This window comes from Xanthomonas euroxanthea (assembly GCF_903989455.1).
Classification (GTDB): Bacteria; Pseudomonadota; Gammaproteobacteria; order Xanthomonadales; family Xanthomonadaceae; genus Xanthomonas; species Xanthomonas euroxanthea.
The window spans coordinates 2,450,594-2,472,863 of sequence record NZ_LR861803.1; the positions used below are offsets into that span (position 1 = coordinate 2,450,594).

At 65.5% G+C, this 22,270-nt stretch carries 18 protein-coding genes and 1 riboswitch; of the genes, 11 read left to right on the top strand and 7 right to left on the bottom strand.

What is annotated here, in order from left to right; genetic code table 11:
* Positions 1 to 21: 21 nt before the first annotated feature.
* Together clpS and clpA are read left to right on the top strand one after the other, a co-directional pair.
* The gene (gene clpS / locus H7A86_RS10400) at positions 22 to 342 is read left to right on the top strand and encodes an ATP-dependent Clp protease adapter ClpS (RefSeq protein WP_104582664.1); all 321 of its coding nucleotides are present in this window, start codon (positions 22 to 24) and stop codon (positions 340 to 342) included.
* A gap of 142 nt (positions 343 to 484) precedes the next feature.
* A complete protein-coding gene (gene clpA, locus H7A86_RS10405; RefSeq protein WP_104582663.1) occupies positions 485 to 2,767 on the top strand; it encodes an ATP-dependent Clp protease ATP-binding subunit ClpA in 2,283 nt (760 codons plus the stop codon).
* Between the two features lie 293 nt (positions 2,768 to 3,060).
* Here clpA and infA read toward each other — a convergent pair whose 3' ends face one another.
* The 4 genes from infA to trxB form a co-directional block, all read right to left on the bottom strand.
* Positions 3,061 to 3,279 carry a translation initiation factor IF-1 gene (infA, locus tag H7A86_RS10410; protein ID WP_002813418.1) on the bottom strand — a complete coding sequence of 73 codons (219 nt, stop codon included), beginning with the start codon at positions 3,277 to 3,279 and terminating at the stop codon, positions 3,061 to 3,063.
* Positions 3,280 to 3,359: 80 nt separating this feature from the next.
* Positions 3,360 to 4,109, bottom strand: coding sequence for a leucyl/phenylalanyl-tRNA--protein transferase (aat, locus tag H7A86_RS10415; protein WP_119128877.1), 750 nt, complete (start codon positions 4,107 to 4,109; stop codon positions 3,360 to 3,362).
* A gap of 228 nt (positions 4,110 to 4,337) precedes the next feature.
* Positions 4,338 to 5,456, bottom strand: a complete 1,119-nt coding sequence (locus tag H7A86_RS10420) for a GNAT family N-acetyltransferase (protein WP_119131998.1) — start codon at positions 5,454 to 5,456, stop codon at positions 4,338 to 4,340.
* A 60-nt stretch (positions 5,457 to 5,516) separates the two neighbouring features.
* Entirely contained in the window at positions 5,517 to 6,485 is a 969-nt protein-coding gene (trxB, locus tag H7A86_RS10425; RefSeq protein ID WP_104582661.1) for a thioredoxin-disulfide reductase, read from the bottom strand.
* 283 nt (positions 6,486 to 6,768) lie between these two features.
* On the opposite strand from trxB, the gene H7A86_RS10430 reads away from it, so the two are divergent.
* The 5 genes from H7A86_RS10430 to crcB all read left to right on the top strand — a co-directional run bounded on the left by H7A86_RS10430 (position 6,769) and on the right by crcB (position 14,007).
* Complete coding sequence (locus tag H7A86_RS10430; RefSeq protein WP_104582660.1) at positions 6,769 to 9,126, top strand: DNA translocase FtsK; 2,358 nt, start codon at positions 6,769 to 6,771, stop codon at positions 9,124 to 9,126.
* 184 nt (positions 9,127 to 9,310) lie between these two features.
* Entirely contained in the window at positions 9,311 to 11,245 is a 1,935-nt protein-coding gene (locus H7A86_RS10435; protein ID WP_119131997.1) for a DUF3857 domain-containing transglutaminase family protein, read from the top strand.
* 96 nt (positions 11,246 to 11,341) lie between these two features.
* Entirely contained in the window at positions 11,342 to 11,971 is a 630-nt protein-coding gene (gene lolA / locus H7A86_RS10440; RefSeq protein ID WP_115048362.1) for an outer membrane lipoprotein periplasmic chaperone LolA, read from the top strand.
* 159 nt (positions 11,972 to 12,130) lie between these two features.
* Entirely contained in the window at positions 12,131 to 13,420 is a 1,290-nt protein-coding gene (locus H7A86_RS10445; RefSeq protein ID WP_232087975.1) for a replication-associated recombination protein A, read from the top strand.
* Between the two features lie 2 nt (positions 13,421 to 13,422).
* Positions 13,423 to 13,491: riboswitch (Fluoride riboswitch) on the top strand.
* A gap of 114 nt (positions 13,492 to 13,605) precedes the next feature.
* A complete protein-coding gene (crcB, locus tag H7A86_RS10450) occupies positions 13,606 to 14,007 on the top strand; it encodes a fluoride efflux transporter CrcB (RefSeq protein ID WP_119131996.1) in 402 nt (133 codons plus the stop codon).
* A gap of 338 nt (positions 14,008 to 14,345) precedes the next feature.
* Here crcB and H7A86_RS10455 read toward each other — a convergent pair whose 3' ends face one another.
* The 3 genes from H7A86_RS10455 to H7A86_RS10465 form a co-directional block, all read right to left on the bottom strand.
* The gene (locus H7A86_RS10455; protein ID WP_119131995.1) at positions 14,346 to 15,551 is read right to left on the bottom strand and encodes an acetyl-CoA C-acyltransferase; all 1,206 of its coding nucleotides are present in this window, start codon (positions 15,549 to 15,551) and stop codon (positions 14,346 to 14,348) included.
* A gap of 155 nt (positions 15,552 to 15,706) precedes the next feature.
* Positions 15,707 to 18,079, bottom strand: coding sequence for a 3-hydroxyacyl-CoA dehydrogenase/enoyl-CoA hydratase family protein (locus H7A86_RS10460; protein ID WP_119131994.1), 2,373 nt, complete (start codon positions 18,077 to 18,079; stop codon positions 15,707 to 15,709).
* A 25-nt stretch (positions 18,080 to 18,104) separates the two neighbouring features.
* Positions 18,105 to 18,737 carry a TetR/AcrR family transcriptional regulator gene (locus H7A86_RS10465; protein ID WP_119131993.1) on the bottom strand — a complete coding sequence of 211 codons (633 nt, stop codon included), beginning with the start codon at positions 18,735 to 18,737 and terminating at the stop codon, positions 18,105 to 18,107.
* A 217-nt stretch (positions 18,738 to 18,954) separates the two neighbouring features.
* Between H7A86_RS10465 and ndk the strand changes: the two genes are divergently transcribed.
* From ndk to H7A86_RS10485, 4 genes are read left to right on the top strand one after another with little or no spacing between them, the layout of a single operon-like run.
* Positions 18,955 to 19,380 carry a nucleoside-diphosphate kinase gene (gene ndk / locus H7A86_RS10470; protein WP_024940120.1) on the top strand — a complete coding sequence of 142 codons (426 nt, stop codon included), beginning with the start codon at positions 18,955 to 18,957 and terminating at the stop codon, positions 19,378 to 19,380.
* Positions 19,381 to 19,398: 18 nt separating this feature from the next.
* Positions 19,399 to 20,604: a dual-specificity RNA methyltransferase RlmN gene (rlmN, locus tag H7A86_RS10475; protein ID WP_104582654.1), complete on the top strand. Its 1,206-nt coding sequence runs from the start codon at positions 19,399 to 19,401 to the stop codon at positions 20,602 to 20,604.
* Positions 20,605 to 20,614: 10 nt separating this feature from the next.
* A complete protein-coding gene (gene pilW / locus H7A86_RS10480; RefSeq protein ID WP_119128876.1) occupies positions 20,615 to 21,403 on the top strand; it encodes a type IV pilus biogenesis/stability protein PilW in 789 nt (262 codons plus the stop codon).
* Complete coding sequence (locus H7A86_RS10485; RefSeq protein ID WP_104582653.1) at positions 21,400 to 22,260, top strand: helix-turn-helix domain-containing protein; 861 nt, start codon at positions 21,400 to 21,402, stop codon at positions 22,258 to 22,260. The genes pilW and H7A86_RS10485 overlap by 4 nt, the downstream gene beginning before the upstream one ends.
* The last annotated feature ends 10 nt before the right edge of the window (positions 22,261 to 22,270 follow it).

Consider the following 22,270-nt stretch of genomic DNA (forward strand, 5'->3'; position numbering starts at 1 on the left):
GATGAACCGTATAATGCCCGGATGCCTCGTAAGACCTCACACGAACACGATCACGGCCTCACGGTCGAAGCCAGCAAGCCTGAAGTGGCGCCACCGCCGCGTTATCAGGTGCTTCTGCTGAACGACGACTACACCCCGATGGACTTCGTGGTGACGGTGCTGCAGCAGTTTTTCAACCTCGATCTGGAGCGGGCCACGCAGGTCATGCTGCACGTCCATACCCGCGGACGTGGCGTTTGCGGGGTCTACAGCCGCGAAGTCGCCGAGTCCAAGGTCGCCCAGGTCAACGAATTCTCGCGCATGAACCAGCATCCGCTACTGTGCACGATGGAGCAGGCCTGACCGGTCGATCGGATCATTCCAGCAGCGCAACACTGTGGCTGCAATCACATGCTAACGCCGTCTGAACATGCCTATCCGATAGGGTTGTGGTAAATCCCAACAAAAGCCGCATATTGTTGGCAACAGCCGTTCGGAGTTACCAATGTTCAGCAAAGACCTAGAGCAAACCATCGGCCAGTGCTACAAGCGAGCACGCGAGGCGCGTCACGAGTTCATGACCGTCGAGCACCTGCTGCTCTCGCTGCTGGACAACCCGTCCGCCCAGGCCGTCCTCAAGGCCTGTGGCGCTGACCAGGTGCGTCTGCACAACGATCTGGAGCAGGCGATCGAGGCCTCTGTCTCGCGCCTGGCCGAAGACGATGGCCGCGACACCCAGCCCACGCTGGGCTTCCAGCGCGTGCTGCAGCGTGCGGTCTATCACGTGCAATCCTCGGGCAAGAAAGAAGTCACCGGCGCCAATGTGCTGGTGGCGATCTTCGGCGAGAAGGATTCGCACGCGGTGTATTTCCTGAATCAGCAGGACATCACCCGTCTGGATATCGTCAACTACCTCTCGCATGGCATCGCCAAGCTGGGCGAGGACGGCGAGCAGCCGTCCACCTCCGATGGCGAGCCCAAGAGCGAGGGCGGGGAGGGCGAGGCCAAGGGCGATGCGCTGGCCGAGTTCGCCACCAATCTCAACGAGCAGGCCCGCAACGGCAAGATCGACCCGCTGGTCGGCCGTGGCGACGAAATCGAGCGCACCATCCAGGTGCTGTGCCGCCGCCGCAAGAACAACCCGCTGTACGTGGGCGAGGCCGGTGTCGGCAAGACCGCGATCGCCGAGGGGCTGGCCAAGCGCATCGTCGACAACGACGTGCCGGAAGTGCTGGCCGACGCGGTGATCTTCTCGCTGGACCTGGGCGCGCTGGTGGCCGGTACCAAGTACCGCGGCGACTTCGAGAAGCGCCTCAAGGGCGTGCTGGCGGCGCTGAAGAAGGTGCCCAATGCGGTGCTGTTCATCGACGAGATCCACACCATCATCGGTGCCGGTTCGGCGTCGGGCGGCACGATGGATGCCTCCAATCTGATCAAGCCTGCGCTGTCGTCGGGCGAGCTGCGCTGCATCGGCTCGACCACGTTCCAGGAATACCGCGGCATCTTCGAAAAGGACCGTGCGCTGGCGCGTCGCTTCCAGAAGATCGACATCGTCGAGCCGACCGTGGGCGAGACCTTCGAAATCCTGCAGGGCCTCAAGCCCAAGTACGAAGCGCACCACGGCGTGACCTATGCCGACGATGCGCTGCAGGCCGCCGTGGACCTGTCGGTCAAGCATATCGGCGACCGCCTGCTGCCGGACAAGGCGATCGATGTGATCGACGAAGCCGGTGCGCGTCAGCGCCTGCTGCCCGAGGGTAAGCGCAAGGAGCTGATCGATATCGAGGAGATCGAGACCATCGTCGCCAAGATGGCGCGGATTCCGGCCAAGCAGGTCAGCGCGACCGACAAGGACGTGCTGCAGCATCTGGAGCGCAATCTGAAGATGGTGATCTTCGGCCAGAACCCGGCGATCGAGACGCTGGCCGGCTCGATCAAGCTCGCGCGCTCGGGCCTGGCCAATCCGGAGAAGCCGATCGGCAACTTCCTGTTTGCCGGTCCCACCGGTGTCGGCAAGACCGAGGTCACCAAGCAGCTCGCGCTGCAATTGGGGATCGAGCTGGTGCGCTTCGACATGTCCGAATACATGGAAGCGCATTCGATCAGCCGCCTGATCGGCGCGCCTCCGGGCTATGTCGGTTTCGACCAGGGTGGCCTGCTGACCGAGAAGATCGTCAAGACGCCGCACTGCGTGCTGCTGCTGGACGAGGTGGAGAAGGCGCATCCGGACATCTTCAACATCCTGTTGCAGGTCATGGATCGCGGCATCCTCACCGACACCAACGGGCGCGAGGCGAACTTCAAGAACGTGATCCTGGTGATGACGACCAATGCCGGCGCCACCCAGGCGTCGCGGCGGTCGATCGGCTTCACCAAGCAGGATCACTCCACCGATGCAATGGAATCGATCCGTCGCGGGTTCACGCCCGAGTTCCGCAACCGCCTGGATGCGATCGTGCAGTTCCAGCCGCTGGGCTTTGACCACATCCTGCGCGTGGTGGACAAGTTCATCATCGAGCTGGAAATGCTGTTGCAGGAAAAGCACGTGTCGTTGTCGGCCACGCCGACTGCGCGCGACTGGCTGGCCCAGCACGGCTTCGATCCGCTGATGGGTGCGCGCCCGATGTCGCGGGTGATCCAGGAGAAGATCAAGCGCCCGCTGGCCGACGAGCTGTTGTTCGGCAAGCTGGTGGAAGGCGGTCGGGTCAATATCGACGTCAAGGATGGCGAGCTGGTGGTGGAGGCGCATCCGGAACCGGAGCGTCTGCTGCCGGCGACGGTCGACTGATCGCCTTGCAGTCCTGAAGTGAAAAAACCGCTCGAAGGAGCGGTTTTTTTATGTCCCTGGAGACGCACAGCGGGAGGGACACACAGGCGCGGCAATCGCGGAGGAGCGGCAAACCACGAGCGACAACCGCACGCTTCGGAACCGAGGCAATGGATCGGCTGGCATAAACGCCAATGACACCAGCGAATGCAGGGCAAGCCGACGACATCGGCTAGCCATGCCTGCCAAATACACAGATCCCGGCCACGACAAAAAGCGGCCATTGGCCGCCTCGCGTCTCACACCAGAACCGCTTACTTCATGCGGTAGGTAATACGACCCTTGGTCAGGTCGTACGGAGTCATCTCAACTTTGACCCGGTCGCCGGTCAGGATGCGGATGTAGTTCTTGCGCATGCGGCCGGAGATGTGGGCGATGATTTCATGCCCGTTTTCCAGCTTGACCCGGAACGTGGTGTTGGGGAGCGTCTCGCTGACGCTGCCTTCGAATTCAATGGAGTCGTCTTTCGACATGTAATCCTGTGCAATCACGGCTGGCCCGGGAGGGCCGTAAGGGACAGCATTTTACGCTCCATCTCCCCGCGGTGCAAATTTTATGTTAAGCGGACTTCAGCAAGCGCGCTGGCAGGCCGCTCGCCGTAGCGCTCGGACCAGCTGCCCGGCAGCGCAGTCTGGCCGACCTGCAGCCGTACCTGCTGCAGGAAGTCTGCACGTGGCAGGCGCTGCGCGCCCAGGCGCATCAGGTGCGGATTTTCCACCTGCGCATCGAGCAATGGCCAACCGCAGGCGTGCAGATGCGCGGCCAGCGCCGCCAGCGCCACCTTGGAGCCGCCGCTGTCGGCACTGAACATGCTCTCGCCGAAGAACATCTGGCCGATCGCCACGCCGTAGATACCGCCGACCAGGCGTGGGCCATCGAACACTTCCAGCGAATGCGCATGGCCCAGCCGATGCAGTTCGAGGTAGGCCTGCTGCATCGTGGTGGTGATCCAGGTGCCTTCCTGGCCGGCGCGCGGAATCGACGCGCAGGCCGCGATCACCTGTGCGAAGGCGGTATCGGCGCGCAGCATCCAGCGGCTGCCGCGCAACTGGCGCCGGAAGCGCGAGGACAGGCGTACGCCATCGGTACGAAACACCGTGCGCGGGTCCGGGCTCCACCACAGGATCGGCTGGCCGTCCGAGAACCAGGGGAACACGCCACCGGCATAGGCCTTGAGCAGGCGTTGCGGCGACAGATCGCCGCCGATGGCAAGCAGGCCGTCCGGCTCGCGCAGCGCCTGTTCGGCCGGCGGGAAGGGCGCGGCCGGGTCGGTCGCAAGCAGGTAGGGAAGGGTGCGGGACATGCGCGCAGTGTAGAGCCTGTCGTCCATGGCGCACCCGGGCACGCAGTCCCCGGCACGCTGCACTGCGTCCTCGATACGCGCCGCGGCATGCGTACACGAGCACGCGCTGCCGGGCGTGCAGTTCTTACCGGGCTGACGACTGTCCTTGGACGGGGCGCGTCGCGCGTCGCCTGCAAGAGGCCAGCCTGCGATCAGGGCGGGTGCAGCCGGCCTGGCTGCCGCGCGGGTTCAATCGCGGAACGGGCTGTGCTCGGACAGCTCGCGTGCGTGCCGGGCGACCGCCTGGCGTTCGTCGGCGCACCAGTGCGCCAGCGGCTCGCGAAAGCCGGGGTCGGCAATCCAGTGACGGCTGCGGACCAGGGTGGGCAGAAAGCCGCGTGCGATCTTGTGCTCGCCCTGCGCGCCCGGCTCGAAGCGGGTCAGGCCTTCGCGCAGGCAGTAGTCGATGCCCTGGTAGTAGCAGGTTTCAAAATGCAACCCAGGCAGGGCTTCGCCGCCCCAGTAACGCCCGTACAGCGTGTCGCGCCCGCGCAGGCACAGCGCGCCGGCGATCGGGCGCCCGTCCAGCTCGGCCAGAAACATCACCAGCTGGCGCGGCAGGTGCCGGGCCAGATGACGCAGGAATTCCGGCGTCAGCGCAGGCGAGTTGCCGTATTCGTTGAAGGTCTTGAGATAGAAGCCATACATCGCTTCCAGGTCGGCAGCGCTGGCTTCATCGCCATGGACCACGCGCAGCTGCACGCCGGCCCGCTGCACCTTGGCGCGCTCCTGGCGGATGTTCTTGCGCCGTTTGTGGTCCATCGCGGCCAGGAAGGTTTCGAAGTCGCTCCAGCCGCTGGCGTTATGCCAGTGGTACTGCAGGTCGTTGCGCTCCAGCCAGTCGCTATCGAAGGCCGCATCTTCGCCGGCCGGGTAGAAGTTCACATGCGCCGATGACAGCCCGCTGCGCTCCACCAGCTCGCGCATCGCTGCGAGCAATTGCGGGTGCCATCGCGGTGCCCCCAGCAGGCGCGGGCCGGTCACCGGCGAGTAGGGCACCCCGCACAGCCACTTGGGAAAGTACTCCTGCCCATAACGCGCATACGCATGCGCCCAGGCGTGGTCGAACACGAACTCGCCATGCGAGTTGTTCTTCAGGTACCCCGGCGCCGCAGCGACCAGCGCGTCGCCGTCCCACAGCGTCAGGTGCAGCGGATTCCAGCCCCAGTCCGGGCGCAGGCAGCCCTCCCGTTCGAGGCCCTCCAGGAAGGCATAGGAAATGAACGGGTGCGCGCCGTCGTGCAGCGCGTCCCAGGCACCGGCCGGGAGCTCGTCCAGCCGGCGGCACCAGCGGGCGGTGACGCTCATGCGCCCGGCCCGCCGGCATCGGCGCTGCCCGCGCGGCGCGGCCGGCGGTCAGCGGCCACCTCAGGCGCTCTTGTCGAGATAGCGCTCGGCATCCAGTGCGGCCATGCAGCCGAAACCGGCCGAGGTGATCGCCTGGCGGTAGTGCTGGTCGGCAACGTCGCCGGCAGCGAACACGCCGGCCACCGAGGTCTCGGTCGCCGCGCCGTTGAGGCCGGAGCGGATTTCCAGGTAGCCGTTGTTCATCGCCAGCTGGCCGTCGAACAGCTGGGTGTTGGGGTGATGGCCGATGGCGACGAAGAAGCCGTGCGCGACGATCTCGCGGGTGCTGCCGTCGAGGGTGGACTTGACCCGTACGCCGGTGACACCGGCATCGTTGCCCAGCACTTCGTCGATGGCGTGGTGCCAGACGGTCTCGATCTTGCCGGCGGCGACCTTGGCGAACAGCTTGTCCTGCATGATCTTTTCGGCGCGCAGGGTGTCGCGGCGGTGGACCAGGTAGACCTTGCGGGCGATGTTGGACAGGTAAAGCGCTTCCTCGACTGCCGTGTTGCCGCCGCCGACCACCACCACGTCCTGGTCCTTGTAGAAGAACCCGTCGCAGGTGGCGCAGGCAGACACACCGCGGCCCTTGAAGGCTTCCTCGCTGGGGATGCCCAGGTACTTGGCGGTGGCGCCGGTGGAGATGATCAGTGCGTCGCAGGTGTACTCGGCACCGTCACCGATCAGCCGGAACGGGCGCTGCGACAGGTCGGCGGTGTGGATGTGGTCGAAGATCACCTCGGTCTCGAAGCGCTCGGCATGGGCCTGCATGCGGCTCATCAGGTCCGGGCCCATCAGGCCGTGGGGGTCGCCCGGCCAGTTGTCGACTTCGGTGGTGGTCATCAGCTGGCCGCCTTGCTGCAGGCCGGTGATCACCACCGGCTTGAGGTTGGCGCGGGCGGCGTAGACCGCGGCGGTCCAGCCGGCCGGGCCGGAGCCCAGGATCAGCAGGCGGGAATGCTTGGCGGGACTGGCAGAAGAGGCGCTCATGTATACTCGCGGTCTAGGAATTGGCAGGGCAGGCGACTGAATTCGCGCCCCTGTGGCGGCATAGAGTGGCGGTCCCCACCCGGTGAATCAAGGCGGCGCGATGGAACTGCTTGAACCGCAGATGGCATGGTCCACCCCGTACGCGTAATCGACGCCGCCTCGTGCGGCGTTTTTTGTTGACCGGCGCGTGCCCGGGCAGGCGACGCTCATACAACAGCTGAAACCGCGGCCTCGGTCGTTTATTATCAACCACTAACAGCATTTTTCTAAGGTCTGGCTACAGGTGGCAAAGCAGGTTCCCGAACGCAGCAAGCCCGCTGAGGGCAAGACGTCCTCGCGCAAGACAGCGGTGGCGGACAATCCGCGTCGGCAAAAGCTCTGGCGCGATCTGGCATTGATCGCGGTGGCGCCGCTGCTGCTGTATCTGCTGGCCAGCCTGTTCACCTATTCGAGCGCCGATCCCGGCTGGTCGCAGACCGGCAGCGTGGTCGCGCCGGTGCACAACATGGGCGGCCGCGTCGGCGCCTGGACGGCCGACGTGCTGCTGCAGCTGTTCGGTTATGTGGCCTTCCTGCTGCCGGTGGTGCTGGGTGCGGTGGCCTGGATCGCCTTGTTCGGCATGGACAAGGAAGGGCAGGCCGAAGCCGATCTGGGGCCGGCATTGCGGCTGGTCGGCATGGTCGGGTTCTTGATCGCCTCGACCGGCTTCCTGCATCTGCGCCTGTTCAACGGCGATGTGGCCGGGGCCGGCGGGATCCTTGGGCGCTTGGTCAGCAATTCGCTGAGCGCCGGGTTCGGGGCGCTGGGTGCCAACCTGTTCGTGCTGGTGCTGCTGCTGGTGTCGATCACCCTGGCCACCGGCCTGTCGTGGTTTGCGGTGATGGAGCGCATCGGCACCTGGGTGCTGGCGCTGGGGCCGTTGATGCAGCGCAAGACCCACCAGGCCAGCGAGTGGCAGCAGACCCGCGTGATGCGCGAAGAGCGCGAGGAAGTGCGCAAGGTCGATGCGGTCAAGCAGGCCAAGCGCGAGCCGGTCAAGATCGAGCCGCCGCCGGCACCGGTGGTGGAAAAGAGCGAGCGCGCCAAGCGCGATACCCAGATCCCGATGTTCCAGGGCGTCAGCACCGACGGTTCCGACCTGCCGCCGCTCGCGCTGCTGGACGATCCCAAGCCGCAGGCCAAGGGCTATTCGGAAGAGACGCTGGAGACGTTGTCGCGGCAGATCGAGTTCAAGCTCAAGGACTTCCGCATCGAGGCGCAGGTGGTGGGGGCCTATCCGGGCCCGGTGATCACCCGTTTCGAGATCGAGCCGGCGCCGGGCATCAAGGTCAGCCAGATCAGCTCGCTGGACAAGGACATTGCGCGGGGGCTGTCGGTCAAGTCGGTGCGCGTGGTGGATGTGATCCCGGGCAAGTCGGTGATCGGCCTGGAGATCCCCAATGTCAGCCGCGAGATGATCTTCCTGTCCGAACTGCTGCGCTCCAAGGAATACGACAAGTCGGCCAGCCCGCTGACGCTTGCCCTGGGCAAGGACATCGCCGGACGCCCGACCGTCGCCGACCTGGCGCGCATGCCGCATTTGCTGGTGGCCGGTACCACCGGCTCGGGCAAGTCGGTGGCGGTCAACGCGATGGTGCTGAGCCTGCTGTTCAAGGCTTCGCACAAGGAACTGCGGATGCTGATGATCGACCCGAAGATGCTGGAATTGAGCGTTTACCAGGGCATCCCGCATCTGCTGGCGCCGGTGGTCACCGACATGAAGGAGGCCGCCAACGGCCTGCGCTGGTGCGTGGCCGAGATGGAGCGCCGCTACAAGCTGATGAGCGCGGTGGGCGTGCGCAACCTGGCCGGCTTCAACAAGAAGATCAAGGACGCCATCGACGCCGGCCAGCCGATGATGGACCCGCTGTTCAAGCCCAACCCCGAACTGGGCGAAGCGCCGCGGCCATTGGAGACGCTGCCGTTCATCGTGATCTTCATCGACGAATTCGCCGACATGATGATGATCGTCGGCAAGAAGGTCGAGGAGCTGATCGCGCGCCTGGCACAGAAGGCGCGTGCGGCCGGCATCCATCTGATCCTGGCCACGCAGCGGCCGTCGGTGGACGTGATCACCGGCCTGATCAAGGCCAATATCCCGACCCGCGTGGCGTTCCAGGTCAGCTCCAAGATCGACTCGCGCACCATCCTGGATCAGTCCGGCGCCGAAGCGCTGCTGGGCAACGGCGACATGCTGTACCTGCCGCCGGGCACGGCGCTGCCGGACCGCGTGCATGGCGCCTTCGTCAGCGACGAGGAAGTGCATCGGGTGGTCGAGCACCTCAAGGCCAGCGGACCGGTGTCGTATGTCGACGGCGTGCTGGACGAAGTGCAGACCATGGGCGATGGCACCGTGGTCGGTGCGACCGGCTTGCCCGAGAGCAGCGGTGGTGGCGGCGACGAGTCCGACCCCTTGTACGACGAGGCCTTGCGTATCGTCACCGAAACCCGGCGCGCTTCTATCTCCGGCGTGCAGCGGCGCTTGAAGATCGGCTACAACCGCGCCGCACGCCTGATCGAAGCGATGGAAGCGGCCGGCGTGGTCAGCCAACCCGAGCACAATGGCGACCGCACCGTGCTGGCGCCGCCGCCGCCCAAGTAACCGGCGGCCGGCAACGCGGTGGAATCCGCCTGCCGGTGGCAGCGGATTGCGCGCTGATCCGGGCTGCCTGTGCATGCCCGCACGCAGGGATGCGGTGATCTTGGAGGCCGGTGCCTGACGCTGCGGCGTGCACCGGCTACCCTGTTGCACGAGGGCCGCTCCGGTCCGCCGCGATTCAAGGCCCATGCTGCGTCGTTCCGTGTTGCTGCTCCTGCTGCTGATCCCATTGCCGTTGCTGGCCCAGGCCCAGCAACAGCCTGCCCCTGCTGCGGCTGGCGCGCGCGCGCAGGCCGACACCAACTACAGCTTCGTGCGCTACCGCGCCGACTACGAAGTGCGTGCCGACGCCAGCAGCGTGGAAACCGACGAGTACGAGATCCTGCTGAAGACCAAATCGGCGGTGGAGCAGTTCAGCCAGGTGCGGCTGAGCTACAGCGAGAAGATGGAGACCCTGGAGGTGCTGCAGGCCTATACCGTCACCGCCGAAGGACTGCGCCAGGACGTGGCGCCCGACAAGATCTACACCCAGGAAAGCTATTCCAGTGCCGCGGCGGCGATGTATGCCGACCGCAAGGTCAAGGTGGTGGTGTTCCCGAATCTGGCGCCGGGTGCGCGCATCGTCTATCGCGTGCGGCGGGCGCAGAACACGCCGTACTTCCCCGGGTATTTCAGCCTGTGGGAAACCTTCAGCGTGTTCGCGCAATACGACGATGCGGTGGTCACCCTGGTGGCGCCGAAGGCATTGCCGATGCATTTGTCGGTGCGCGGGCTGCAGGGCGGGACCAGGCCGGTGGTGCGCGGCGACCAGGCGCGCTGGGAGTGGCGCTATCAGCGCACCGCGCCGATGAAGAACCAGAACTGGAGTGCGGCGACCTGGGAATTCAGCCCCACCCTGATGGCCAGCACCTTCGACAGCTGGTCGCAGATGGGCCTGGCCTATCACGTCAAGGGCGGCCGCGCTGCCGCGGTGACGCCGGCGATCCAGGCGCTGGCCGACGAAGTGACCCGCGGTATCGACGCGCCGCGCGCGCAGGCCGCCGCGTTGTACGCGTGGGTGGCGCGCAATATCCGCTACGTGGCGGTGTACCTGGGCAACGGCGGGCTGGAGCCCAATAGCGCCGACAGCATCCTGGCCAACCACTATGGCGACTGCAAGGACCACACCGTGATCCTGGAAGCCTTGCTGGCGGCCAAGGGCATCGCCAGCACGCCGGTGCTGATCGGTGCCGAAGGCGGGCCGACACTGCCGCCGATTCCGGTGCTTGGCCGCTTCAACCACGCCATCACCTACATCCCGGCGTTCGACCTGTATGTGGATTCGACCAATCCCTATGCGCGCTTCGGCCAGTTGCCGGCCGGCGATCTCGGCGCGCCGGTGGTGCATACGCTGGACGGAAAGGTCACGCATACCCCGCCCAACGACCGCAAGGTCAACCGCTACGTCGCGCGTACCGAGTACCGCTTTACCCCGCAGGGCGGGCTGCACGGCTTGACCACGCTCGACAGCGGGCAGACCGGCGAGGTGGGGCTGCGGGCGATGTTCGTGCAGCTCAATGCGCAAAACCGCAATCGCATCGAGGAGTCGATCATTGCGCAGTCCGGCTTCGATGGCACCGGCGATCTGCTGATCCAGGGCGACCCGCTGGACCTGGATGCGCCGTTCAACTATCGCTACGCGTTCCAGGCCGACGACGCAGTGGATTTTTCGGTGGTCGGCGGCATGACCTTGCCGGATATGCCCGGCGCCGAATCCACCCGTGGCATCTACACGACCACCTCGGCCGAAGACAACCTGACCCCGTTCTACTGCAACGACAGCGTGCGCGAAGAGACCTATGTGGTGAGCTTTCCGGCAACGGTGCCGATCATCGCGATCCCGCGCAGCAGCCGCTTTCGCAATGCCGCTGGCGAGTATGCGGTCGAGTGGACGCGCCAGGGCCAGACGGTGACGGCGGTGCACCGGTTGCAGCGCGCTGCAGTGCGTGGACCGCAGGCGCTGTGTCAGCCGCAGGATTACCGCGCGTTTCGCGAGCTCTACCAGCAGGTGCGGCGCGGTTTTCGCGGGCAGATCGTGTATGGCGATCTGTCCAGCGTGCAGACCGCACAAGGAATGGACTGACCGGCCGCCGCCGCGATCTGAACGCATCACGCGATAGCGCTCGCCCATTCATCTACGAAGTATCAGAATTGACGCATTCCCTTTCTGGAACCTGCGATGCATCGCCAGCTCCGTTATGCCGTCCTCGCCACCGCTCTGTTTGCCGGCACCGCGTTCGCCGGCGCGCGCCAGGAGCTGGATACGTTCACGCGCGGCCTCAAAGGCCTGGACGGGCAGTTCAGCCAGCAGGTCTCCGATGCCAATGGTCGGGTCAAGGAGCGCGCGAGCGGGCGGGTGGCATTGTCGGCGCCACGCCAGTTCCGTTGGGAGTACGCCAAGCCCTACCGGCAATTGATCGTGGCCGACGGCAAGAAGGTCTGGGTGTTCGACCCGGATCTGGAGCAGGTGACCGTGCGCGCGCAGGGCAGCGAAGAACAGAACAGCCCCCTGGTCGCGTTGATCGACCCGGCGCGCCTGGACAAGCAGTACGACGTCAGCGAAGAGGCCGCGCCACGTGACGGACTGCAGTGGCTGTCGCTGACGCCCAAGGTCGACACCGAGGCCAGCTTCCAGATGGCCTCGCTGGGGTTCGGCAAGGATGGCCTGGCCAGGATGGAAGTGGTGGATGCGGTCGGCCAGCGCACTGCGATCAGCTTCAGCGGCTGGAAGCGCAATCCGGCATTCGCTGCCGACACCTTCCGCTACACGCCGGGCAAGGGCGTGGACGTGGTCGGCGACGCGCAGTAAGCCGTCGCCTGCAGCATCCACTCAGCCAATGGCGTTCTTCGCAGAAGGTCGCTGGCTGACGCGATACAATGCCGCGTGGCACGAACCAAGCTCCCCATCGCTCCCGAAGCCGATCTGCTCAGCGTAGACGGCGAGCATCTGCGCCCGCTGGCCGAGCGCATGCGTCCGCGCACCCTCGACGAGATGGTCGGGCAGAAGCGACTGCTCGCGCCCGACAGCGCATTGCGACGCGCGGTGGAATCCGGTCGCGTGCATTCGATGATCCTGTGGGGCCCGCCCGGCTGCGGCAAGACCACCCTGGCACTGCTGCTGGCGCATTACGCCGATGCCGAATTCAAGGCGATCTCGGCGGTGCTGTCGGGTTTGCCGGAGGTGCGGCAGGTCCTGGCCGAGGCCGCGCAGCGTTTCGCCAGCGGCCGCCGCACGGTGTTGTTCGTCGATGAGGTGCACCGCTTCAACAAGGCGCAGCAGGATGCATTCCTGCCGCATATCGAGCGCGGCACGATCCTGTTCGTCGGTGCGACGACCGAAAATCCCTCGTTCGAATTGAATTCGGCATTGTTGTCGCGCTGTCGCGTGCACGTGCTGGAGGGCGTTTCGCCGCAGGACATCGTCGAGGCCTTGCAACGTGCCCTGCATGATCCAGAGCGCGGGCTGGGGCAGGAAACGCTCCAGGTCAGCGATGCCTCGCTGCTGGAAATTGCCAGCGCCGCCGACGGCGACGTGCGCCGCGCGTTGACCCTGCTGGAGATTGCCGCGGAACTGGCAGGCGGCGAGGGTGGCCAGATCACCCCGCAGACGCTGCTGCAGGTGCTGGCCGACCGCACGCGTCGGTTCGACAAGAACGGCGAGCAGTTCTACGACCAGATTTCGGCGCTGCACAAATCGGTGCGCAGTTCCAATCCCGATGCCGCGCTGTACTGGCTCACGCGCATGCTCGACGGCGGCTGCGACCCGGCCTATCTGGCGCGGCGGCTGACCCGCATGGCGATCGAGGACATCGGCCTGGCCGATCCGCGCGCGCAGAGCATGGCGCTGGAAGCCTGGGACATCTACGAGCGTCTGGGCAGCCCCGAAGGCGAGCTGGCGTTCGCACAATTGGTGCTGTACCTGGCCAGTACCGCCAAGTCCAATGCCGGCTATGCCGCCTTCAACCAGGCCAAGGCCGAGGTGCGCGCCACTGGCACGCAGGAGGTGCCACTGCACCTGCGCAATGCGCCGACCAAGCTGATGAAGACGCTCGGCTACGGGCAGGACTATCAGTACGACCACGATGCCGAAGGCGGGATCGCGCTGGACCAGACCGGCTTTCCGGATGCGATGGGCGAGCGGGTCTACTACAACCCGGTGCCGCGCGGACTGGAGATCAAGCTCAAGGAAAAGCTCGACCGTCTGCGCGCCGCGCGCGAACAGGCACGGGCTGACAAGGTCGGCAAGCCCACGGCATAATCGACCGTGCAGGAGATGGCATTCCTCCTTGAACCGCACGCACCTTGCGCGCTGATGATGCCTGCCCACCCCCGCCGGGGCGGCAGGTCTGTGCCCCGGCATCTTTTCTCGCTCAGGAACTGGATGCTGCTGACCATGCACGACACTTCGTTGAAAACCCCTTCGGCCGCCTGCCGAGTGCGCGCATGAACGCACCGGTGTGGTGGCAGCAATTGCTGTTGGCGATGACCGGCGGTGCGCTGGGTTCCGGCCTGCGCTTTGCCATTGGTGCCTCGTTGCTGCAGCGCTTTGGCAACGGATTTCCGTGGGGCACGTTGACGGTGAATCTGCTCGGTTCGTTCGTCGCCGGCGTGCTGCTGGTCTGGCTGGATGCGCGCGGGCCGGCGAGCTGGCCGCTGCGGGCCTTGCTGATCGTCGGCGTGATCGGCGGGCTGACTACGTTCTCGTCGCTGATGATGGAATGCCTGGTGTTTGCACGCACGGATCGGTCCGCGATGATCGGCGTGTATCTGGCCATCACGCTGGTGGCCGGGCTGGCGCTGGTGTTTGCCGGTGCGCGTACCGGTCAGTGGCTGGTGGCGCGTTAGGCTTGGGTCTGCCGTGCGCTCGCGAGAGTGAAGCGAAGACCGGGATGCGGTGGCATTGCGTGCGCGCCACGCCGGCTATCGAACGGCTGGCACGTTCTGGGCGTTCTTGCCGCAGATGCCGCCGGGCGGCAGTCAATGCGCCGATCAGGAGCATGCTCAAATGCGGCGCTCGGCCAGCGTGCCTATCGGGCGCGCAACGAATGCATGGTGCCGCTTGCATCCGCTGACGACCGCCCGCACTGGCGCATAAAGAAGGCGTGCTTGCGCACGCCTTGGTTGACTGACAGCCGCGTCAGCGTTGCGAGATCGGCTTGGCAGCCGATCTCGCGATCCGTGACTTACAGCGCTTCGATGATGCCGGCCGCGCCCATGCCGGTGCCGATGCACATGGTGACCATGCCGTACTTCTGCTGGCGACGGCGCAGGCCATGCACCAGGGTGGCGGCACGGATCGCACCGGTGGCGCCCAGCGGGTGGCCCAGGGCGATGGCGCCGCCCAGCGGGTTGACCTTGGACGGATCCAGTTCGCTGTCGCGGATCACCGCCAGTGCCTGCGCGGCGAAGGCTTCGTTGAGCTCGATCCAGTCGAGCTGGTCCTTGGTCAGGCCGGCCTGCTTGAGCGCCTTGGGGATCGCCGCGATCGGGCCGATACCCATCACTTCCGGGCGCACACCGGCCACCGAGAAGCTGACAAAACGCGCCAACGGGGTCAGGCCGTAATCCTTGATTGCCTGTTCCGAGGCCATCAGCACCGCACCGGCGCCATCGCTCATCTGCGAGGAGTTGCCGGCGGTGACGCTGCCGCCGAACTGGCCATTGCGGAACACCGGGCGCAGCTTGGCCAGGCCTTCCAGCGAGCTGTCCGGGCGCGGGCCTTCATCGGTGTCGACCAGGCGCTTGCGCAGTGCGATGACATTGCCGGCCAGGTCGGGCTGGTGCGAGAGGATCTCGTACGGAGTGATCTCGTCGCGGAACTCGCCGGCAGCAATGGCGGCAATCGCCTTCTGGTGCGAAGCGAGTGCAAACGCATCCTGATCCTCGCGCGAGACCTTCCATTCCTCGGCGACCTTCTCGGCGGTGATGCCCATGCCGTAGGCGATGGCGACATGGTCGTCGGCGAACACGTTTGGCGACATGGCAACCTTGTTGCCCATCATCGGCACCATCGACATCGACTCGGTACCGCCGGCCAGCATCAGGTCGGCATTGCCCAGGCGGATCTGGTCGGCGGCCATCGCCACCGCCTGGATACCGGACGAGCAGAAGCGATTGATGGTCTGGCCGGCCACGGTGTTGGGCAGGCCGGCGAGCAACACGCCGATGCGCGCCACGTTCATGCCTTGCTCGCCCTCGGGCATCGCGCAGCCGATGATGGCGTCGTCGATGCGCGACAGGTCGATGCCCGGCGCCTGCGCCACCACTGCGCGCAAGACGTGCGCCAGCATGTCGTCAGGACGGGTATTGCGGAACACGCCCTTGGGCGCCTTGCCCACCGGCGTACGCGTGGCGGCGACAATGTAGGCTTCTTGAATCTGCTTGCTCATGGCTATCTCCGATAGCCGGGAATCGAGAATGGGGAGTCGGGAATCGCAAGTGCGGATTCGCCTGAGTTCGCCATTTTCATTACCCGGCAGAATAGTGGGGAGAAGCGGGGAGTCGGTTGGGCTTTTACCCATTCCCGATTCCCCACTCCCGAATCTCAGTTCCTGAGTGGCTTACCCGTCTTGAGCATGTGCCCAATCCGTGCCTGGGTCTTTTCCTGCTGGGCCAGTTCGACGAAGTGCTTGCGCTCCAGCTTGAGCAGCCATTCTTCGTCGACCAGCGCGCCGCGATCGACCTCGCCGCCGCACATCACCGTGGCGATGCGGGTGGCGATTTCATAGTCGTATTCGCTGATGAAGCGGCCTTCCAGCATGTTGACCAGCAACATCTTGAAGGTGGTGATGCCGACGTCGCCGGCGACCTGGATGCGGCGTGCCGGCAGCGGAGCGCGGTAGCCGCCCTCGGCCAGTGCGCGCGCTTCGGCCTTGGCGATGTGCAAGGCCTCGAAGCCGTTGAACACCACCTTGTCGGTGGCGCGCAGCAGGCCCAGCTCCTTGGCATTGACCGCCGAATTGGAGACCTTGGCCATCGCGATGGTTTCGAAGGTCTTCTTCAGCTCGGCGAACACGTCGCCGCCCGGACCTGCCGCCACTGAGGCGCGCGCGGCGATTTCCTTCAGCCCGCCGCCGGCCGGCAGCAGGCCGACGCCGGCTTCGACCAGGCCGATGTAGCTCTCCAGCGAGGCCACGGCCTTGGCGCTATGCATCTGGAACTCGCAGCCGCCGCCCAGCGCCAGCCCGCGCACCGCCGAAATCACCGGCACCTGCGCATACTTGATGCGCTGGCTGGTGGCCTGGAAGTTGGCGACCAGCGCTTCGAACGCATCGACCTTGCCGGCCTGCAGCAGACCCAGCGCACCGGCCAGATCGGCGCCGGCGGAGAAGGGCTCCTTCTGCTGCCAGATCACCAGCCCGGCGAAGTCCTTCTCGGCGCGGCCGACCACTTCCTGCAAGCCATTGAGCACGTGGTCGGAGACGGTGTTCATCTTGGTCTTGAAGCTGACCACGGCGATGTCGTCACCGTCGTGCCACATGCGCACGCCGTCGTTTTCGAATACCGTCTCGCCCGGCGAGAACTGCTCGCCCAGCAACGGGTCGGGGAAGCGCTGGCGCTTGTATACCGGCAACGCCGAACGCGGCAGCTTGGCATCGCGTGCCGGGCTGTACGAGCCCTCGGCTGCATGCACGCCGTCGCGGCCGTCGAACACCCAGTTCGGCAGCGGTGCGCTGCTCATGCTCTTGCCGTTGGAGATGTCTTCGGCAATCCACTGCGCCACCTGCTTCCAGCCGGCGGCCTGCCAGGTCTCGAACGGGCCGAGCGACCAGCCGTAGCCCCAGCGGATCGCCAGGTCCACGTCGCGCGCGGTCTCGGCAATATCGGCCAGGTGGTAGGCGCTGTAGTGGAACAGGTCGCGGAACGTGGCCCACAGGAACTGCGCCTGCGGGTGCTGGCTCTCGCGCAATTTGGCGAACTTCTCGGCCGGGTTCTTGATCTTGAGGATCTCGACCACTTCCGGCGCGGCGCTGCGGTCGGCGGTCCTGTAATCCTGCTTCTGCAGGTCCAGCACCACGATGTCCTTGCCGACCTTGCGGAAGATGCCGGCGCCCACCTTCTGACCGAGCGCGCCCTTGCCGATCAGCGCATCCAGCCACTTGGGCGATTTGAAATATTGATGCCACGGATCGTCGGGCAGGGTGTCGCCCATGGTCTTGATCACGTGCGCCATGGTGTCCAGGCCGACCACGTCCGAGGTGCGGTAGGTCGCCGACTTCGGGCGCCCGACCAGCGGGCCGGTCAGCGCATCGACTTCGTCGAAGCCCAGACCGAACTCGGCGGTGTGGTGGATGGTGGACAGGATCGAGAACACGCCGATGCGGTTGCCGATGAAGTTCGGGGTGTCCTTCGCATACACCACGCCTTTGCCCAGCGTGGTGACCAGGAAGCTCTCCAGGCCTTCCAGCACGGCCTTATCGGTGCCCTTTGCGGGAATCAGTTCGGCCAGGTGCATGTAGCGCGGCGGATTGAAGAAGTGCACGCCGCAGAAGCGGTGACGCAACTGCTCGGGCAGCACGTCGGAGAGCTTGTTGATGCCCAGGCCCGAGGTATTGGAGGCCAGCACGGCGTGCTCGGCCACGAACGGGGCGATCTTCTTGTACAGGTCCTGCTTCCAGTCCATGCGCTCGGCGATCGCCTCGATGATCAGGTCGCAATCGCGCAACTGCTCCAGGCCGCTCTCGTAATTGGCCGGGGTGATCGCCTCGGCCAGCGCCTTGCTGGCGAGCGGGGCAGGGCTGAGCTTGCCGAGGTTGGCGATGGCCTTGAGCACGATGCCGTCGGCAGGACCCTCCTTGGCAGGCAGGTCGAACAGCACGGTGTCGACACCGGCGTTGGTGAGATGCGCGGCGATCTGCGCGCCCATGACGCCGGCACCGAGCACGGCAGCACGACGGACTAGCAACGGATTGGACATAGCGATGAGCCTTTGGTGTGAGCGACTACGGTGTGGAATGGGTACGGAAACCCGGTTCTGCAAAACGGATCAGTTCGCGCGCGGCGCGCGCGCGGTGGTCGGCCTCGCTGACGCCGGCCGGCCGCTTGATGAGGCCGAAATCGGCCATGGCATAGGTGAGCGCACCGGCGAGGAAATCCAGGCGCCAGTAAAGCTCCTCCTTGCTCAAACCCGGCACGCAGGCAGCGATGGCCTTGCCGAATTCGCGCAGCACATGCCCGTAGTGGTCGGACAGGAACTTGCGCAGGTTGTCGTTCTTTTCGGCGTAGGCGCGCGCAATCACGCGCACGAAGGCGCCGCCGCTCTGGCGGTCCTGGGCCATCGCCAGGGCCGGCTCGACGAAGGCCGCGAGCACCGCGGTGAGCTCGCCTGGCTGTGACTTCCTGGCCGCGTCCAGTTGCTGCAGGCGCGCGGCGGTCATCTCGTCCATGCGGCGGCGGAACACCTCGTTGACCAGGTTTTCCTTGGAACCGAAGTGGTAGTTGACCGCGGCGATATTGACGTCGGCCTGGGTGGTCAGCTGGCGCAGCGAGGTCCCGGCGAAGCCATGCTGGGCGAACAGCTCCTCGGCCGCGCCGAGGATGCGGTCCTTGGTGGAGAAGTGGGCGGGCTTGGGCATGCGCGGGAGGAAACTCAATCAAACGATTGTTTGAGTCTACGGGCTGGCCGCCGCGCCGGTCATGCGGCACCGCAGCACGATTCAGGGGGCGGTGTGCAAATGCAGCGATGAAGAGATAGAATTGACCATCGCAAAGAAGCCTAAGCCCGCGTTTTGACGCGGGTTTTTTTCATGATAATCTCGGGCCTTCAGTGGCCCGCCCAACGGAGATCTTCCCATGGCGCTGGAGCGCACCCTGTCCATCATCAAGCCCGACGCCGTTGCCAAGAACGTCATCGGCGAAATCTACAGCCGTTTCGAAAAGGCCGGCCTGAAGATCGTGGCATCCAAGTACAAGCAGCTGTCGCGTCGCGAAGCCGAAGGCTTCTATGCTGTGCATCGCGAGCGTCCGTTCTTCAACGCGCTGGTCGAGTTCATGATCTCCGGCCCGGTGATGATCCAGGCGCTGGAAGGCGAGAACGCTGTTGCCGCACACCGTGACCTGCTGGGCGCGACCAATCCCAAGGACGCCGCGCCGGGCACCATCCGCGCCGACTTCGCCGACTCGATCGATGCCAACGCCGCCCACGGCTCGGATTCGGTCGAGAACGCTGCCAACGAAGTCGCGTATTTCTTTGCCGCCACCGAAGTGGTCTCGCGCTGAGGCCGAGAGAGTCGAATCGTGAATGAGGTCGTGATCCCCTCCGTGCTGCAGGACGTCCCCGTCCGTGCCCCGGAACTGCGCAAGCAGAACCTGCTCGACCTCGACCGCGAGGGACTGGAGCGCTTCTTCGCCGACACGCTCGGCGAAGCGCGCTACCGTGCCCATCAGGTGATGAAGTGGATCCACCATCGCTACGTCACCGATTTCGACCAGATGACGGACCTTGGCAAGGCGCTGCGTGCGAAGTTGCACCAGCATGCCGAGGTCCTCGTCCCGAATGTCGTGTTCGACAAGCCGTCCACCGATGGGACCCACAAATGGCTGCTGGCCATGGGCACCGACGGCAAGAACGCGATCGAAACCGTCTACATCCCCGACAAGGGGCGCGGCACGCTATGCGTGTCGTCCCAGGTCGGCTGCGGCCTGAATTGCACCTTCTGTTCGACCGCCACCCAGGGCTTCAACCGCAACCTCACCACCGCCGAGATCGTCGGGCAGGTGTGGGTGGCGGCGCGCCATCTGGGCAACGTGCCGCACCAGCAGCGCCGCCTCACCAACGTGGTGATGATGGGCATGGGCGAGCCGTTGATGAATTTCGACAACGTCGTGCGTGCGATGAGCGTGATGCGCGACGACCTGGGCTACGGCCTGGCCAGCAAGCGGGTGACGCTGTCGACCTCGGGCCTGGTGCCGATGATCGACCGGCTCTCGACCGAAAGCGATGTCTCGCTGGCGGTCTCCTTGCATGCCGCCAACGACACGCTGCGCGAAAGCCTGGTGCCGTTGAACAAGAAGTACCCGATCGCCGAGCTGATGGAGTCGTGCGCGCGCTATCTGCGCGGCAACAAGAAGCGCGATTCGGTCACCTTCGAGTACACCTTGATGAAGGGCATCAACGACCAGCCCGAGCATGCGCGCCAGCTGGCCCGGTTGATGCGGCAGTTCGACAATGCGGTGCAGTCCAAGGACGCCGGCAAGGTCAACCTGATCCCGTTCAATCCATTCCCGGGCACGCGTTATGAGCGCTCGGGCGAGACCGAGATCCGCGCCTTCCAGAAGATCCTGCTCGATGCGCAAGTGCTGACGATGGTGCGCCGTACCCGCGGTGACGACATCGACGCCGCCTGTGGGCAGCTCAAGGGGCAGGTCATGGACCGTACCCGTCGGCAGGCGGACTTCCTGCGCACCCTGGAAGGGCAGGCCGGTCGAGATGCGGCAGCGTGATCTTGCCGTCATGGCGGCCGCGGCGATCGCGCTGAGCGTGGTCGGCTGCGGTGGTCGCAATGCCAAGGCGGGCTCGGTCCAGACGGTCGAGGAGGTCGCGCAGGTGCACTCGTTCCGCGACAGCAACGCAACCAAGAATCGTCTGGCGGTGCAGGAAAAGCTCGGTCTGGCCAATAACCGGCTGCAGATAGGCGACTATGCCGCTGCCGAGGAACAGGTCCGTGCAGCCTTGAAGAAAGATCCCCAATCGGTGGATGCCATTGGGTTGCTCGCGCTGATTCAGGGTGCCAAGGGCGATGTTTCCGGCTCCGGTGCCTCTTACCGCCGGGCTGCGGAACTTGCACCCCAGCGTGGCGATGTCTTGAACAATTACGGCGCATGGTTGTGCGCGAACGGCTCGCCGGCCGAAGCCTTGCTCTGGTTCGATCGCGCCCTGACCGACAGAAACTACGCATCGCCCGCCTCTGCATTGGGCAATGCAGGCGGTTGCGCGCTCAAGGCCGGGCAGCCGGAACGTGCAGCCAGTGACTTGCGGAAAGCGCTGGAACTGGATCCACTCAATCCGTACGCACTCGAGTCGATGGCGCGTTCGGAAGCGACACGTCGCAATTATTTCGAAGCGCGCGCCTTTATCGAACGACGGCTTGCGGCTGCACCGGCAACCGCTTCCGTGTTACAACTCGCCATTCAGATTGAGCAAGGGCTGGGCGACAAGGTAGCTGCCAGCCGTTACCAACAGCGGTTGGTCAGGGAATTTCCTGACGCAGCGACCGCCAACTCCGGGGCCAATGCATTGTGATCAGTGATTCCAATCCGAACCCTTTCGAGCAGGAAAAGGGCTGCGGACAGCATTTGCGCGACGCGCGCGAAGCGGCAGGTCTGAGCGTGGACGAAGTCGCCGGCAAGCTGCGCATGCCGGCGCATGTGGTGCGCTCGCTGGAGCAGGAAGAATGGCAGCGCCTGGGCGCGCCGGTCTTTGTGCGTGGTCAGTTGCGCAGCTATGCGCGCCTGCTGCATGTGGACCTGGAGCCATTGCTGAAGCAGGCCACCATTGCGCCGATCGAGCCGGTCAAGCTGGTCAGTCATACGCATACGCCGCGGGCGCGGCGCATCCTGGAAAGTACGGCGCGCAAGGCGATGTATGTGGTGATCACCGGCGTGTTCGCGGTGCCGGTGTGGTATGCGACCCGCTCACACCTGGATGGCACGGTGCCCAGCACGGTGTCGCTGGACAGCATGCCCGAAACGCCCAGGGCCGGCACCCCGGCCAACGCTGCAACACAGCCGGCCGGCGCGCCGCGCGAGCAGCCGGCCCCGTACATCGCCTCGATGACGCCAGTGCCGCGCGCCACGCCGGAGGTCGAGACGCCTGCAGCGGCGTCCGCCACTGGCGGCAGTCTGTCGTTGAGCTTCAGTGGCGACAGCTGGGTGCAGATTCTGGCGCCCGATGGCAGCGCGGTCGAAAAAGCACTGGTGCGTGCCGGCGAGCGTCGCAGTTATTCGCCCGGGCAGGTGGGCCGGGTCGTGCTGGGCAACGCGTCGGCGGTAGAGGTTCAGCAAGGCGGCAGTATCGTCGACGTGAGACCGTTCCAGCGCGCTAACGTCGCCCGTTTTGCGGTATCCTCCGACGGCTCCGTGGTACCTGCTTCCGAGTGAAGCGGACTGC